The sequence below is a fragment of the Blochmannia endosymbiont of Camponotus quercicola genome (assembly GCF_059935335.1).
The window spans coordinates 562,876-577,045 of record NZ_CP011794.1 but is presented as its reverse complement, the minus strand read 5'-3'; the positions used below and the strand labels follow the sequence as shown (position 1 = coordinate 577,045).

At 30.8% G+C, this 14,170-nt stretch carries 11 protein-coding genes, 3 tRNA genes and 1 pseudogene; 4 read left to right on the top strand and 11 right to left on the bottom strand.

Going from position 1 to position 14,170, the window contains the following annotated elements; translation table 11 throughout:
• Positions 1–208 precede the first annotated feature (208 nt).
• Positions 209–1,621 carry an NADP-dependent phosphogluconate dehydrogenase gene (gene gnd, locus CBquer539_RS02430; protein ID WP_500836288.1) on the top strand — a complete coding sequence of 471 codons (1,413 nt, stop codon included), beginning with the start codon at positions 209–211 and terminating at the stop codon, positions 1,619–1,621.
• A gap of 307 nt (positions 1,622–1,928) precedes the next feature.
• Here the strand turns inward: gnd and hisIE are convergent, their stop codons facing one another.
• The 9 genes and pseudogenes from hisIE to sbcB form a co-directional block, all read right to left on the bottom strand.
• On the bottom strand, positions 1,929–2,582 hold the full coding sequence (gene hisIE / locus CBquer539_RS02425) for a bifunctional phosphoribosyl-AMP cyclohydrolase/phosphoribosyl-ATP diphosphatase HisIE (protein WP_500836287.1): 654 nt from the start codon (positions 2,580–2,582) through the stop codon (positions 1,929–1,931).
• Complete coding sequence (gene hisF, locus CBquer539_RS02420) at positions 2,576–3,352, bottom strand: imidazole glycerol phosphate synthase subunit HisF (RefSeq protein WP_500836286.1); 777 nt, start codon at positions 3,350–3,352, stop codon at positions 2,576–2,578. The genes hisIE and hisF overlap by 7 nt, the downstream gene beginning before the upstream one ends.
• Entirely contained in the window at positions 3,343–4,074 is a 732-nt protein-coding gene (gene hisA, locus CBquer539_RS02415) for a 1-(5-phosphoribosyl)-5-[(5-phosphoribosylamino)methylideneamino]imidazole-4-carboxamide isomerase (protein ID WP_500836285.1), read from the bottom strand. Before hisA ends, hisF begins: the two co-directional genes overlap by 10 nt.
• 3 nt (positions 4,075–4,077) lie before the next feature.
• Positions 4,078–4,667, bottom strand: a pseudogene (gene hisH, locus CBquer539_RS02410) (imidazole glycerol phosphate synthase subunit HisH).
• Positions 4,664–5,734: a bifunctional histidinol-phosphatase/imidazoleglycerol-phosphate dehydratase HisB gene (hisB, locus tag CBquer539_RS02405; protein ID WP_500836284.1), complete on the bottom strand. Its 1,071-nt coding sequence runs from the start codon at positions 5,732–5,734 to the stop codon at positions 4,664–4,666. Before hisB ends, hisH begins: the two are co-directional and overlap by 4 nt.
• Before the next feature lie 27 nt (positions 5,735–5,761).
• Positions 5,762–6,826 (bottom strand): histidinol-phosphate transaminase, encoded by a 1,065-nt coding sequence (gene hisC, locus CBquer539_RS02400; protein ID WP_500836283.1) that lies wholly within the window; start codon positions 6,824–6,826, stop codon positions 5,762–5,764.
• Positions 6,804–8,135, bottom strand: a complete 1,332-nt coding sequence (gene hisD, locus CBquer539_RS02395) for a histidinol dehydrogenase (protein ID WP_500836282.1) — start codon at positions 8,133–8,135, stop codon at positions 6,804–6,806. The genes hisC and hisD overlap by 23 nt, the downstream gene beginning before the upstream one ends.
• Before the next feature lie 4 nt (positions 8,136–8,139).
• A complete protein-coding gene (hisG, locus tag CBquer539_RS02390; protein ID WP_500836281.1) occupies positions 8,140–9,039 on the bottom strand; it encodes an ATP phosphoribosyltransferase in 900 nt (299 codons plus the stop codon).
• 497 nt (positions 9,040–9,536) lie between these two features.
• Positions 9,537–11,060, bottom strand: a complete 1,524-nt coding sequence (gene sbcB, locus CBquer539_RS02385; RefSeq protein WP_500836280.1) for an exodeoxyribonuclease I — start codon at positions 11,058–11,060, stop codon at positions 9,537–9,539.
• 285 nt (positions 11,061–11,345) lie between these two features.
• On the opposite strand from sbcB, the gene tmaR reads away from it, so the two are divergent.
• Both tmaR and gutQ read left to right on the top strand, forming a co-directional pair.
• The gene (gene tmaR, locus CBquer539_RS02380; RefSeq protein ID WP_500836279.1) at positions 11,346–11,669 is read left to right on the top strand and encodes a PTS system regulator TmaR; all 324 of its coding nucleotides are present in this window, start codon (positions 11,346–11,348) and stop codon (positions 11,667–11,669) included.
• Between the two features lie 574 nt (positions 11,670–12,243).
• Positions 12,244–13,221 carry an arabinose-5-phosphate isomerase GutQ gene (gene gutQ / locus CBquer539_RS02375; protein WP_500836278.1) on the top strand — a complete coding sequence of 326 codons (978 nt, stop codon included), beginning with the start codon at positions 12,244–12,246 and terminating at the stop codon, positions 13,219–13,221.
• Positions 13,222–13,296: 75 nt separating this feature from the next.
• Here the strand turns inward: gutQ and CBquer539_RS02370 are convergent.
• A tRNA-Asn gene (locus CBquer539_RS02370) sits at positions 13,297–13,372 on the bottom strand.
• Positions 13,373–13,661: 289 nt separating this feature from the next.
• Here CBquer539_RS02370 and CBquer539_RS02365 point away from each other — a divergent pair.
• Positions 13,662–13,752: transfer RNA gene (locus CBquer539_RS02365), tRNA-Ser, on the top strand.
• A 233-nt stretch (positions 13,753–13,985) separates the two neighbouring features.
• Here the strand turns inward: CBquer539_RS02365 and CBquer539_RS02360 are convergent.
• Positions 13,986–14,080, bottom strand: a tRNA-Ser gene (locus CBquer539_RS02360).
• Positions 14,081–14,170: the final 90 nt, after the last annotated feature.

The window sequence follows — 14,170 nt, the reverse complement described above, 5'->3', positions numbered from 1 at the left end:
AATAAATATCCGCATTAGTTGTGATTTGAGAACAGTGATGATTTCCAATTACTTGGAAATTTATGTTTGTATTTAACATTGTTTAAATAATTTTTTATTTTGATATTGCTATATTTATGTATAATACTTTTTACTGCAAACCAGATAAAAATTTAACATTTAGCTATTATTAAAATATAAAACATACTTATACCATAGAGGAGCAGACATGTTCAAACAACAAAAGATTGGTATTATTGGTATGGGTGTTATGGGTCGGAATTTAGCATTAAACATTGAAAGCAGAGATTATTGCGTTTCTATTTACAATCGTTCTAAGCACAAAACCGATGCAGTTGTTATTAATAATCCAAGAAAGAATATCATTCCATATTATTCAATAGAGGAATTTGTATTATCTTTAGATAAGCCCCGTTTTATATTTTTAATGGTCACAGCAGGAACAAATGTTGATAATATTATTAAAATATTGTCTCCGCATATAAAACCAGGAGATGTTTTAATTGATGGGGGTAACTCATTTTATAAAGATACTATGCGTCGTAATCTTGAATTATCAAAAAGAGGGATAAATTTTATTGGCACTGGAATTTCTGGGGGGGAAGAAGGAGCTTTAAAAGGACCATCGCTTATGCCTGGCGGGCAAATAGATGCATATAAAATGGTTGAGCCGGTTTTGCAAGCAATTGCTGCTCGTGTTGGCGATGAAACTTGTGTTGCATACATAGGACCAAATGGATCTGGTCATTATGTAAAGATGATACACAACGGTATAGAGTATGGAGATATGCAGATAATTTCTGAAATATATTTTTTTTTGAAAAATATATTTCATTTAACTCACGAGGAATTAGGTGAGGTTTTTAATCAATGGAATAAAGGTGAATTAAATAGCTATCTGATTGAAATAACAAGTCGTATCCTCGTGAAACAAGAAGATGCTGATCATGGTTGTGTCATTGATTCTGTATTAGATGTGGCAGATCATAAAGGTACCGGAGCATGGGTTAGTCAAGATGCGATTGATTTGGAAATACCGTTAAACATGATTACTGAATCAGTGTTTGCTCGTTATATATCTGCACTTAAAAAGCAACGTATAAAAGCATCCCAAATATTGCCAGGACCCGATAGAAAACATTATTTTGAGAGTAAATGTTTATATTTGGAAAAAGCACGGAAAGCATTATATCTTAGTAAGATTATTTTATATGCACAAGGTTTTTATCAATTGAAAATTGCGTCTGATAAGTATCATTGGGATTTAAACTATAAACAAATTGCTCAAATTTTTCGCGCAGGATGTATCATTAGGGCTAAATTTTTACAAAAAATTATTGATATTTATTCTAAAAACCCAGAAATTACTAATTTGCTGTTGTCTCCATATTGTGTCACTATCGCAAATGATTACCAACAAATGTTGAGAGATGTGGTGGTTTGTGGCGTTAAATACGGTATTCCAATGCCTACTTTATCCGCTGCTATAGCGTATTATGATAGTTATCGTAGCGATGTATTACCTGCAAATCTTATTCAAGCGCAAAGAGATTGTTTCGGCGCACACACCTATGCGTGTTGTGATAAAGAAGGTGCGTTCCATACTGATTGGTTAAAATAAATACATAAATCATAATATGTTATATTAATTAAATATTTAAATAATAGCCAATACCCTATCCCAGGATAGGGTATTGGCTATTATCAATTTTGTCGTTTATTTTTTTATTATTCAAAAAAACAGAGAAATATTTATACAATTTGGAGAATTGTCGTCGTAAAATGTGTATTACTAGTTCTGTATACTATATATACCTAATAAATTAAAATTTAATATTGTTATTAAACTTATCATGCTGTTTGTAATATATAAATAATCGGTAATAGTGTTAGTAATGTTTGGTTCTATCATATTATTTGATTGATTCCTATATATTATTATTTATCGGTTTATTATTATTATTTCGAATTTTTAATTCTTGGATGATTTCGTTAAAAGTTAATGATTTATATTGTAATAGAACTAATAAATGATAAATCAGGTCCGATGCTTCATTAATAAGTTCTGTTGTATTACTACAAGAGGAAATTGCCGCAAGAGCTGTTTCTAGACCTTCTTCTCCAACTTTTTGAGCGATGCGTTTGATACCACTAGTATACAAACGAGATGTATAGGATGTATTGGAGGGATGGTATGGTATATTTTTTTTTGAAGATATAATGTTTTCTAATTGATAAAGGAAACTTAATTCTGATATCCCAGGATGAAAACAGCTACTAGTATTGTTATGGCAAGTAGGGCCATGAGGTAAAACAAAAATCAATAATGCGTCATGATCACAATCTGCATGCCAACTAACTAATTTTAGTACATTTCCGGATTGTTCTCCCTTAGTCCATAATCTATTTTTGCTACGTGAAAAAAAAGTAACATACTGAGTTTTTTCGGTTTTGAGCATTGATTCTTGACTCATATACCCTAGCATTAATACTTCTCCTGATTTAGCATGTTGTATGATAGCGGGTACTAGACCGTGATTTTTAGTCCAATTTAATTGTTGATGCTTATTTTTAATTAGCATAATCTAATTTTTATTCCTTTTTTGGCTAAGAACTGTTTTAATTTATGAATATCAATAATTTTTTTATGAAATACTGAAGCTGCCAGCGCACCGTCTACGTCAGCATCACGAAAAGCTTCCAAGAAATGTCGAGCAGTACCAGCTCCACCAGAAGCTATAAGTGGTACTTTACAATGTTTTCTAATATGTCGCAATTGATCCAAATCGTAACCATTTTTCATACCATCTTGATTCATCATGTTTAATACTATTTCTCCAGCCCCATATTCTTGCACTTTTTGCACCCAATCCAATGTTTGCCACACTGTGACTTTCGTACGAGAACTGTCCCCGGTATAGCATTGTACTTGGTAAATTTTTTTTTTAGGATTATGCCAAGTGTCAATACTAACTACAACGCATTGTGTACCTAAGTGATCGGCTAGTTCTTGGATTAGTATTGGATTGATTAAAGCAGGAGAATTAATCGAAATTTTATCTGCTCCTGATGCAAGAATCTGTTTAGCTTGTTTTAATGTACTTATGCCTCCAGCAACACAAAATGGTATATTTATTATTTCGGCAACTTGAGAAACCCACTTTTTATTTACTACCTGGTTGCTAGGTGATGCTGTGATGTCATAAAATACTAATTCGTCAGCTCCTTCTTTTGCATATCGTTTTGCTAAATCTAAAATGTCTCCTACAATTTTGTGATTTTTAAATTGTATTCCCTTTATTACTTTATCATTAGCTACATCAAGACAGGGAATTATTCGTTTTACCAGCATGATATAGCCTCATCAATAGTGAATTTATTTTCTAAAAAAGCACGACCAATAATGATTCCTTTGACTCCAGAAGAACGTAATTTGGATATTTCTGTTAATTCACTAACACCGCCAGACGATTGAAACGATATTTTTGGCCAAGAATGACATATTGATTGATATAAAGATATATTGCTGCCGAATAAAGTTCCGTCTTTAGAAATATCTGTACAAATAACATGTTTTAATCCTACGGCATGATATTCTTCTATTATTTGTTCTAGTTGCAAATTGGTTTCTTTTTGCCAGCCGTAAATAGCAATTTTTCGATCTTCTGGAGAATAAATACGTATATCTATCGCTAAAACTAAAGTATTTGGATCAAAATATTCAAACCATTTTTTTACTATTTTTGGTTTTGTAATTGCTATAGAACCTAATACTATACGTTTTGCTCCTGATTCTAGAAGCATTTCTATATCTGCAGCGCTACGTATACCTCCTCCTATTTGTATTTTTGATAACGGATAGGCTTCTTTTATTAATTGATGAATTAATAAACTTTGTTTGTTTACTGGATTTTGTGCTCCATCTAGATCAACTAGATGTATCATTTTTGCTCCTTGATGTATGTATTTTTTCAATAATGATATAGGTTTGCCGTAATTAGTTTGCATATGATAAGATCCTTGATACAGCCTAACTATGTTTCCGTGAATGATGTCTAATGCAGGAATAATCACAAATTATATCTCCAAAAAATTTTTTACTAATTGTTGACCAGGTATTCCTGATTTTTCTGGATGAAATTGCACACCAAAAAAATTTTTATATTCTATGACCGAACTAAATAATTGCCCGTAATTTGTTTGAGAAACTGTTGCATGACATATTTCTATGAAATAACTATGTGCAAAATAAAAATAATTGTTTTCTTTTATACCGTAAAATAAATAATGTTTTTTCGGAATACTAATAGTATTCCACCCCATATGTGGTAGTGGAAAACCGCGGTATTGCATACGTTTAACAGGCGTATTAATAATGTTTAAAGTCTTAATACCATTGTTTTCAGAACTTGTAGAACCAAATAACTGCATTCCTAAACAAATGCCTAATATCGGTTTAGTACAATTTTGTATTAATGTAACTAGATTTTTTTTTTTAATTGTTGCATTGCGGCTGAAGCAGTACCTACTCCTGGTAAAAACAGTTTGTCCGCTTGAGATATAATATCAGCTCTATCACTTATTACTGGATAGTACCCTAATCTGTATAACATGGTTTTTACAGAGAATAAATTAGAGCAGTTGGTATTTATAACAACTATATTCATAGTAATGTTCCTTTAGAGCTTGGTATGTTATTATTTTCTACATAAATGGCTTGGCGTAGTGATCGACCGAAAGATTTAAATAAACTTTCTGCTTTATGGTGATCATTGCTACCAATTGCTTGCAAATGCAAAGCGCAACCCATTTTTGAAGACAATGAACGGAAAAAATGTTCTATCATTTCAGTGCTGAGATCTCCTACTTTTTGAAAAGTATATTTAACTTCATAATGAAAGTATGATCGGCCAGAAAGATCTAATACACATTGAGCAATACTTTCATCCATAGGCAAAGTAAATCCAAATCTTCCAATGCCACATTTATTGCCTAATGCAGCGTTTAAAGCTTCTCCTAATGTTAAAGCAATATCTTCAACGGTATGATGATCATCTACATGTAAATCGCCTTTTGCTACAATATTCATACGTAATGCAGCATGCACAGCTATCTGTTGTAACATATGATTAAAAAAATTAATTCCAGTATCAAAATAGCTGTTATGATGTTGATCTAACCATATTTTTACGTCTATATTTGTTTCTGTAGTGGCACGATGAATATGTGCTGATCTGTAATGTTGTATTAAATAGTCTTTAATTTTTTCCCAACCAAAATTAGCACGATGATATTGTATCCCTTGAATACCCATATTAGTTGCTAAAATCATATCGGTATCTCGATCTCCGATAACATAACTATTAAATTTATTTAATTTGTTATCGATTAGCCAGTAATCTACTAATGCAGTTTTTGGTTTTCGACAGTTACATTGTTCTTCAGGAACATGGGGGCAAATTAATATTTGATTAAATTTAATACCCTGAGATTGGAATATTTGAATCATTAAATGATGTGGTTTATTAAATTTTTCTTTAGGAAACGAAGCGCTTCCTAACCCATTTTGATTAGTGACTATAACAAACTCAAAACCTATATTTTTCAGCGCTATAAGAGAAGAAATAACGTATGGTTCTAGTGATAATTTATCTAAAGAATCGATTTGGAAATTGTCTTTTGGTTCATTAATTAGAGTGCCATCGCGATCTATAAATAAAATGTTGTGACTCATGAATACTCCTATTGTTTATGTAGATAACTATGGAATATGTAGTTTTTTTAAAACAGAAACTACATGTTTGCATTCATTACATGTACCTACAGTGATACGTAAGCAATTAATTAATCCCGGTTGATTACTTTGATCTCTTAAAACTATACCTTGGCGTAGCAATGTATTGAAAACTTGATATTTTGGATTAAATTTAACTAATACATAATTAGCATTACTATTAAATACTTTTTGAACGCAAAAGCATTGCTTTAACCCTGTAATTAATATGTCGCGGTTTGTATTAACTGTAGCTATTCTTCTTTGAGTATCCTGTATCCTTGTAGGAGTTAAAGCTTGTTCTGCAATATCAATGACTGGAATAGATAATGGATATGGTGCTATCACTTTTTTCAACAATTTAATAATTTCTGGATTAGCTAAAGTAAAACCACAGCGTAATCCTGCTAGCGCGAAAGCTTTAGACAAAGTCCTTAAAATAATCAGATGAGGATATATTGATAGCCAGCGTACTAGGCTTGCGTCAGGGCAAAAATCAATATATGCTTCATCAGTGACTAATAAGGCTCGACCTTGAATGATGTTTAATAATTTTTTTAAACTATTTAAATGAATAACGTTACCAGTAGGGTTATTTGGATTACAAATGTAAATTAATTTGACGTTGTTTAGTTGCGATTTAATAGATACTAGATCAAGTTGCCAGTTCTCCTTTTTAGGTATAATCCGGTAATTAATTCCTAAAATTTCTGCAGTAGTTTTGTACATACCGTATGTGGGGGGGCAAAACATGATAACGTCTTTTTTAGGATTACAAAAAACTTTCATTAATAATTCAATACTTTCATCGGCTCCTCTCGATACTAAAATTTGATCGGATCGTACCCCAGCATAATTAGCATAATTATTTATTACTTCTTGAGGCTGGCAAGTAGGATATCTATGGATTTGTGTATAACGGAACTGATAATTGGGAGCAATAGGGAATTCATTGGCGTTAAGCCATATGTTCCCTGAATGTGTTAATTTTCTGGCAGATTGATAAGGTTTAAGAGTTAATATATTGTTTCTAGCCAAGTAACGAACGTTCATTTTGTTCCCTGATATAATTTATACGATGTGTTATGGCATATTCATGAGCTTTCAATTGCTCAATTTGTGCTAATGTTGTAATTGTTGGAGATAATTGTAATAATCCGTTTTGAGTTAATTGTTGCACTGATATTCTTTTTTGGAAATCTATAACCCCTAAACCAGATATGGTGGTTGCACGTCCGTATGTAGGCAAGACATGATTAGGTCCGCTTGCGTAATCTCCAGCAGTTTCTGGAGACCAATTGCCAAGAAATATTGATCCAGCATTAATGATGTGGTGTAAATAATCTGGCGCATTTTCAATTTGCATGATCAAATGTTCTGGAGCGTAATTATTACTTATAGAAAAGCATTCCATTAAATTATTAGTAATAATCATGCGACTATTCATTAACGCATGATTAATTATATTACTACGTGGCAGTATTTGTAATTGTTTATGTAACTCTTGTTTTGTTTTTTCTACGATGCATGTATTAGGTGTTATAAGTATTACGTGTGAATTAGGTCCGTGTTCTGCTTGTGATAAAAGATCTGCCGCGATAAAACTGGGATTAGCTGTATTATCTGCAATAATTAATATTTCGGAAGGTCCAGCTAACATATCAATAGCTGTTCCATCTGAAATAAAGTTAATTTGCCGTTTTGCTTCTGTAACCCAAGTATTACCTGGACCAAATATTTTGTCTACTTTTGGAATAGACTCAGTACCAAATCCCATAGCGGCTATAGCTTGGCTGCCTCCTACTTGATAAATTTCGTTGATACCGCAAAGTTGTGCAGTATACATAATTATCTTGGGAATTGGTGGAGGTGAGCACAATATCACACGTTTACATTCTGCAATCCGCGCTGGAATGCCTAACATCATTACTGTTGATAGCAATGGTGCAGTTCCTCCTGGTATATATAGTCCAACAATATTTAATGGGCGAATAATTTGTTGGCAATGTACGCCTGGAAAAGTTTCCAAATTTACTGTTGAATAATGTTGTTCTTGATGAAACCGTGTGATATTGGTCATTGCGACGTGTATTGCTTGTTTTATCTTGTCAGATAAGTTATGACCTGAATTTATGATGATTTCGGATGGAATTTGCAATTGTTTAGTTTGTATGTTATCAAAATCAAGGTTAAATCTAAACAAAGCACGATCTCCTTCATTATAAACTTGCTTGAGTATATTTTTGACGTTTATATAAATATCATTTAAGTTATGATTTATTGGACGAATAAGTAGTTTTTTTTGTTCAGATTGGGAACAATTATTCCAATTAATAGATATAGGATATTCATGAGCATTCATAATATTATTCCATCATTTTTTCTATTGGTAATACTAAGATAGAGCTGGCTCCAAGATTTTTTAAATTTTCCATTGTTTCCCAAAACAATGTTTCATTGCTTACCATATATATCGCTACACGGTGTTGATTGCCTGCTAATGGCAATACTGTTGGGCTTTCTGCTCCAGGCAGTAAATTAATAATTTCTTCTAATTGTTCAGCGGGCGCATGCAGCATGATATACTTAGAGCCTCTAGCCTGGATAACTCCTTGGATACGAATCATCAATTTGTTTATTAATAATTGTTTTATGCTCGATAATTGTCCCGATCGTTGAATAAGGCATGCTCTAGATCGATGAATTACTTCTACTTCATGTAATCCGTTAGCTTCTAATGTAGCTCCAGTAGAAACTAGATCACAAATTGCGTCTGATAATCCAGCTCGTGGCGCTACTTCTACTGAACCATTTAACAAGCAAGATTTAAAATTAATATCTAATTTGTCTAAATATTGTTTCAGCAGATGTGGATATGAAGTAGCAATTCGTTTTCCTTGTAAACATTTTGGACCATGCCAGGGTTCATCTATGGGCAAGGCCATCGATAAACGACAATCTCCAAAATCTAATCGGCGTAACATAACATAACAAGGATTATCTCCTTGAGATCGTCTTGCTAATAATGCTTCTTCTAATACATTTTCGCCAATAATACCTAAATCTACTATACCGTCCATAACTAAACCAGGAATATCATCATCTCGAACTCTCATTATATCGATGGCCATGTTTTCTGCAAACGCTAGTAGCCGTTGTTCTTGTAAATTAATTTTGATTCCACATTGTTCAAGAAGTTGTTGGGATTCTTTGCTCAATCTTCCTGATTTTTGCATCGCTATTCGTAATCGTGATCTATCCAGCATGATGTTTTTACCTTATGTAAGCAATTTGCTATGACTAAATGTTTTAATAAAATTTTTGCAACAGAAGTACTTTTTATATCGTTAATGAACAAAAGATGAAAAAATTACTTCTATTTTTTAATTTATCTGTAAAATTAATCAGGGTCATAGTGACAAACTAAACACATTAACCACATATTCTTATTAAAAACATCTTTTATTACTTCAATATTTTAACGAATATAATTAAATTTGTATAGAGGTTAAATTTTATAAAGTTACTTTATTTTATACGTATATAATTAATATTTTAATTAAATTAAAAATATTTTAAAATATTGGCGTGTTATACTGAAACAGACAGTTATATGAAAATTCAAATTTTAATTATTACATATGTTGGCGTGATATCACTGTAATATAATGCATATTGTTGCTACAATACCATATTTTTTTGTGTAAATTTTCATTCACTTTGTTTAAAGAGATCGTGTAACATTTGCATATGCATTAAAAAATTATAAATCGATGTTTTTATGATAATTCAAGTAAGTTTCATAAAGATGTTGATGATATGTTTGTAATAAACGTAAAAGTTTTATTTTTTGTTCGTTATATTTATAGACTGAAAGAAGAATATTCAATTGATCATTATAAGATTTGGATTGATTTTTATTAAATAGTTTATTTTTTCTATAGTTTAACCATTTTTTTTGTTCTTGGTGATTTAAGGTGTTAGGAAAATTTCGAGCTTTATAGCAGAATAACAGTGGTTTTAAACGAGCATCAACGTGTTCATGCTTAATATGTAAATATTTCAATTCTTTTGAATGAGTTATTCGGATGTTTTCGATTATTTTACGATCAGAATTACTAAAAAAATTGCGATATAATTGATTGTCTACGTGGATATTGTGATATAGCATCTTTTGATGCATATAAGATTCTATGATGGTATATAATTTGTTTATCTTCTTACGTAAGTGTACACTATTTTTATGTATTCTAATAAAATTTAAATTTTTTGAACAATATCGATAGTCGGTGGAGAGCTGTATAGAATAATTAGTATTAACGTTATTTTTGTCAAAAAAGTTTATCGGTATTAAAGCAGGACACGCGTTTAATCGAATTAATTTTAGTGGTATTTTTGTTAGAATATCATATACCGTTATCTGATTAGAGTATAGTTTGTGATATACTACATCTACATTTAAATCAATTAAGGCGTCTACATTTTCATTTAAATCACATGCTATTAAAATATTTGGATTTTTGGGATGCTGAGCAATTGGAGCTATATAAGTTATAAAATTTTTGTATTTATTATTAATTTTGTTCATTATAAATACTAAAGGGCGCATAGAGTCTAAATCAATTATTTTTTGTAATTGATGTTTGGTGCGATGATCAAATAGAAACTGAAATAATTGTGGTTGGGTTCTTTTTATTAATTTTGTTAATTCTAAAGTAGCATATACATCTGACATAGCATCATGTGAACTAAAGTGTTTTATAGAGTTTGCCTGTGTTAAATCTTCTAAACGAAAACTAGGTTTATTTTGAACGTTTAATGGCCAGCTGATGCCATTTGGACATAATGAATAACAAGCACGTAGGACATGTAACAAATCCCATCGGGAATTTCCTTGTTGATAAGCCCATAAGTAAGGATCATAAAAATTTCTATAGAAAATATTTCTACTAAATTCATCATCAAAATGGATGTTATTATATCCAAGTATACAAGTTTTAGGGATACAGAATGTTTGATAAATGTGACGGGCGAACTCAGCTTCTGTCAATCCATTGCGTAAGGTATCCTGAGGAGTGATGCCTGTAATAAGTACAGATTTTGGATCAGGAAGATAATCGTTTGATAATCGGCAAAAAAAAATTTTTTCTTTTTCTATGGGTTTCAGTGCGTTATTAGTACGAATTCCGGCAAATTGTGCTGGTCTATCTAATGCTGGATTGATACCAAAAGTTTCGTAATCATAAATAAAAAAACTAGGTTGTGTAGTATTAATACGTATTATCATAGATATATGAGTTCTTTTGACTAAATAATATTCAAATTATTTATTTAATATGATAGATAATTTGATTGGATCTAATTGTAACATATTGTAAGTAGATTATATGTATTATTATATATGAGCGGTGTAATTTATTATGGGCTAATAACGGTTTAAACTAAATATTTACAATATATAACAACATTATATGATATCAATGATATTTGTTATATCAATATTTTGATTAATTATAACTATAAGATCATATAATATAAGGGTTTTAAAATAAATATAAAATAGGGTATAGTTATGAGTAATGATGTAAATCAATCATTTTATGATGTATTAGAATTTGTGCGTATATTTCGTCGTAAAAATAAATTGCAACGAGAAATCATTGATAATGAAAAAAAAATCCGTGATAATCAAAAGAGAGTGTTATTGCTGGGTAACTTAAGTGATTATATTAAGTCTGAAACATCTGTAGAAGGGATACAAGTTATTATTACTAATATGCGTAATGACTATGAAGACCGAGTGGATGAATATATAATAAAAAATGCTGAGCTATCGAAAGAGCGTCGTGAATTGTCAATAAAATTAAAGAATTTTAAAGAATCTACAGTTGATTAGATTTAATAATTATTAATTTATTCTAAAAATATTCATTTTATTAATTGTAATAATTGCAAAATCTAAATATATAGAAAAGAAAGATATTGTATTTATATATAAAATATCGATATAATGAACTTATGAAACATACAATATATATTCCTATTTATGATGCAAAATATGAAATATTATATATGATGTGATTAATTTTAAATAATTTATGCAAACATTAAGAATTATTATATATGGTATTAAAAAAATTTGTCATTATGTATTATATACGTTATGTTATTATAATTTAATAAAAGTATAAAAACGAAGATCATTGATTGAAAATATATGTGTTTGCATTGGGATATGTTGAATATTGATTAAAGTATTTATATATTTTTATTATTTTAACTTAAAATGTTATGATATGTTCAAGTTAGATTTCGTTGACTAACATAAAGAAGTATATCTGAGAGTTTTTGTTATTTGTGTCATGCTTGCAAATACACATGTTCCAATGTTATCAGAAGTAATCAACTCATATTAAAATATGAGTTGATTACAGTTATTATAGTTTTTAAATTTAATCATTTTGATGATCATGGTAATAATTAATGATGCATTGCTGTTGGAATATGCTAAAGAAACTTTAGAGATCGAAATTAACGAAGCTCAAAGAATGTTAGATAGATTAGATGAAAGTGTTGTGGTTGCTTGTCGTATATTATTGAATTGTACAGGAAAAGTTGCAGTTTCTGGCATAGGTAAATCAGGTCATATTGGAAAAAAAATTGCTGCTTCTTTAGCTAGTACAGGTACTCCCGCCTTTTTTGTTCATCCTGCAGAAGCTTTACATGGTGATTTAGGTATGATTGGAATACAAGACGTGGTGATGTTTATTTCTTATTCAGGTCGTGCCGGTGAAATAATCACTTTAATGCCATTGTTAGTAGATAGCGAAATCCCTGTGATTGCATTTACTGGTGATGTTGATTCTCCTTTAGCTAAAAGGGCTACATGTGTTCTTAATGTTAAAATACAAAGAGAAGCTTGTCCTATGGAACTTGCTCCCACTTCTAGCGCGGTTAACACTTTGATGATGGGCGATGCATTGACAATGGCACTCATGAGACACAGAGGTTTTAGTTTAGAACAATTTGCCCGATCCCATCCGGGGGGTAGATTAGGAGCTCAATTGTTAAATTGTGTACATCACTTAATGCGTACTGGAGAATATATTTCAAAAGTTCTTTGGCAGGTTACAGTGATGGATGCTATGTTTGAATTAAGTCGTACTGGACTTGGATTAACTGCTGTATGTGATAATCATAATTGTGTTGCAGGAGTATTTACTGACGGAGATTTAAGACGTTGGATAGTTCAAGGTAAATCCCTGGATGATCCTGTTGCTATTGCTATGACTAAACCTGGGTATTGTATTCCTAAAGAATGGCGCGCAAGCGTAGCATTAAAAGCCTTACATCAGCGAAAAATTACTGCGGCACCAGTAGTGGATAAATGCGGAACATTAGTGGGTTCAATTAACATGCATGATTTGCATCAAGCTGGGATAGAGTGATTATTTAGTTTATTTGTAGCACGGAATAATTTAAAATCATGTACAAATTAAAAAATATTTCTTAGTTTTATTATTTGGCTCCCCTGACTGGGCTCGAACCAGTGACATACGGATTAACAGTCCGCTGTTCTACCAACTGAACTACAGAGGAACCAATGTATGCAGTATATGTTATAAGAATATACATAGCAATACAAGTATTTAATGATAATCAATGTGATTATTAATAAGGAATTAAATCACATGTATGAAGAAGACACTGTGTTAATATATAAGCATATGTGTGGCCATCTTAATGACTAGACGATGCATTTATTGCATCTTTTTTTGAACAGAGATCATATAATTGGATTTACATGATCAAAATTTAATCTAATGGATATTTAAAGAGATCATGATATGCGTTGAAAGAGTATAATATTTTTTAAATTTTTAAATAAGGAGAGATGCCGGAGTGGTTGAACGGAGCGGTTTCGAAAACCGTTTTAAAGAAATCATATCTTTTCAAGGGTTCGAATCCCTTTCTCTCCGTTATTTTTTTTAATATATAAAATATTGAAATTTTGTGATGTTTTAAATGTCGTGATTGTAGCAATCAATGTAATCAGATAATGATTATTGGGATTTTGTGTTTTTTGAAGCATAATTATTTATGTATAATTTAGATTATTAAACCATTGTTAATGGTATTGTGAGTGATATCTCATGCTTTGTAATGTTGTAATTTTGATTCTAATTTTTATGGGTAATAGTCATAATAGTTATGGCGGTGAGAAAGGGATTCGAACCCTTGATACATAAATTGTGTATGTATACATGCTTTCCAGGCATGCTCCTTAAGCCACTCGGACACCTCACCATCATATAAATGAATATTAAAATAATATAGAATTTTGTTTATTTTGGGTCAAGTATGATTGATAAAATTATTTTTCTTGAGTCATATTAA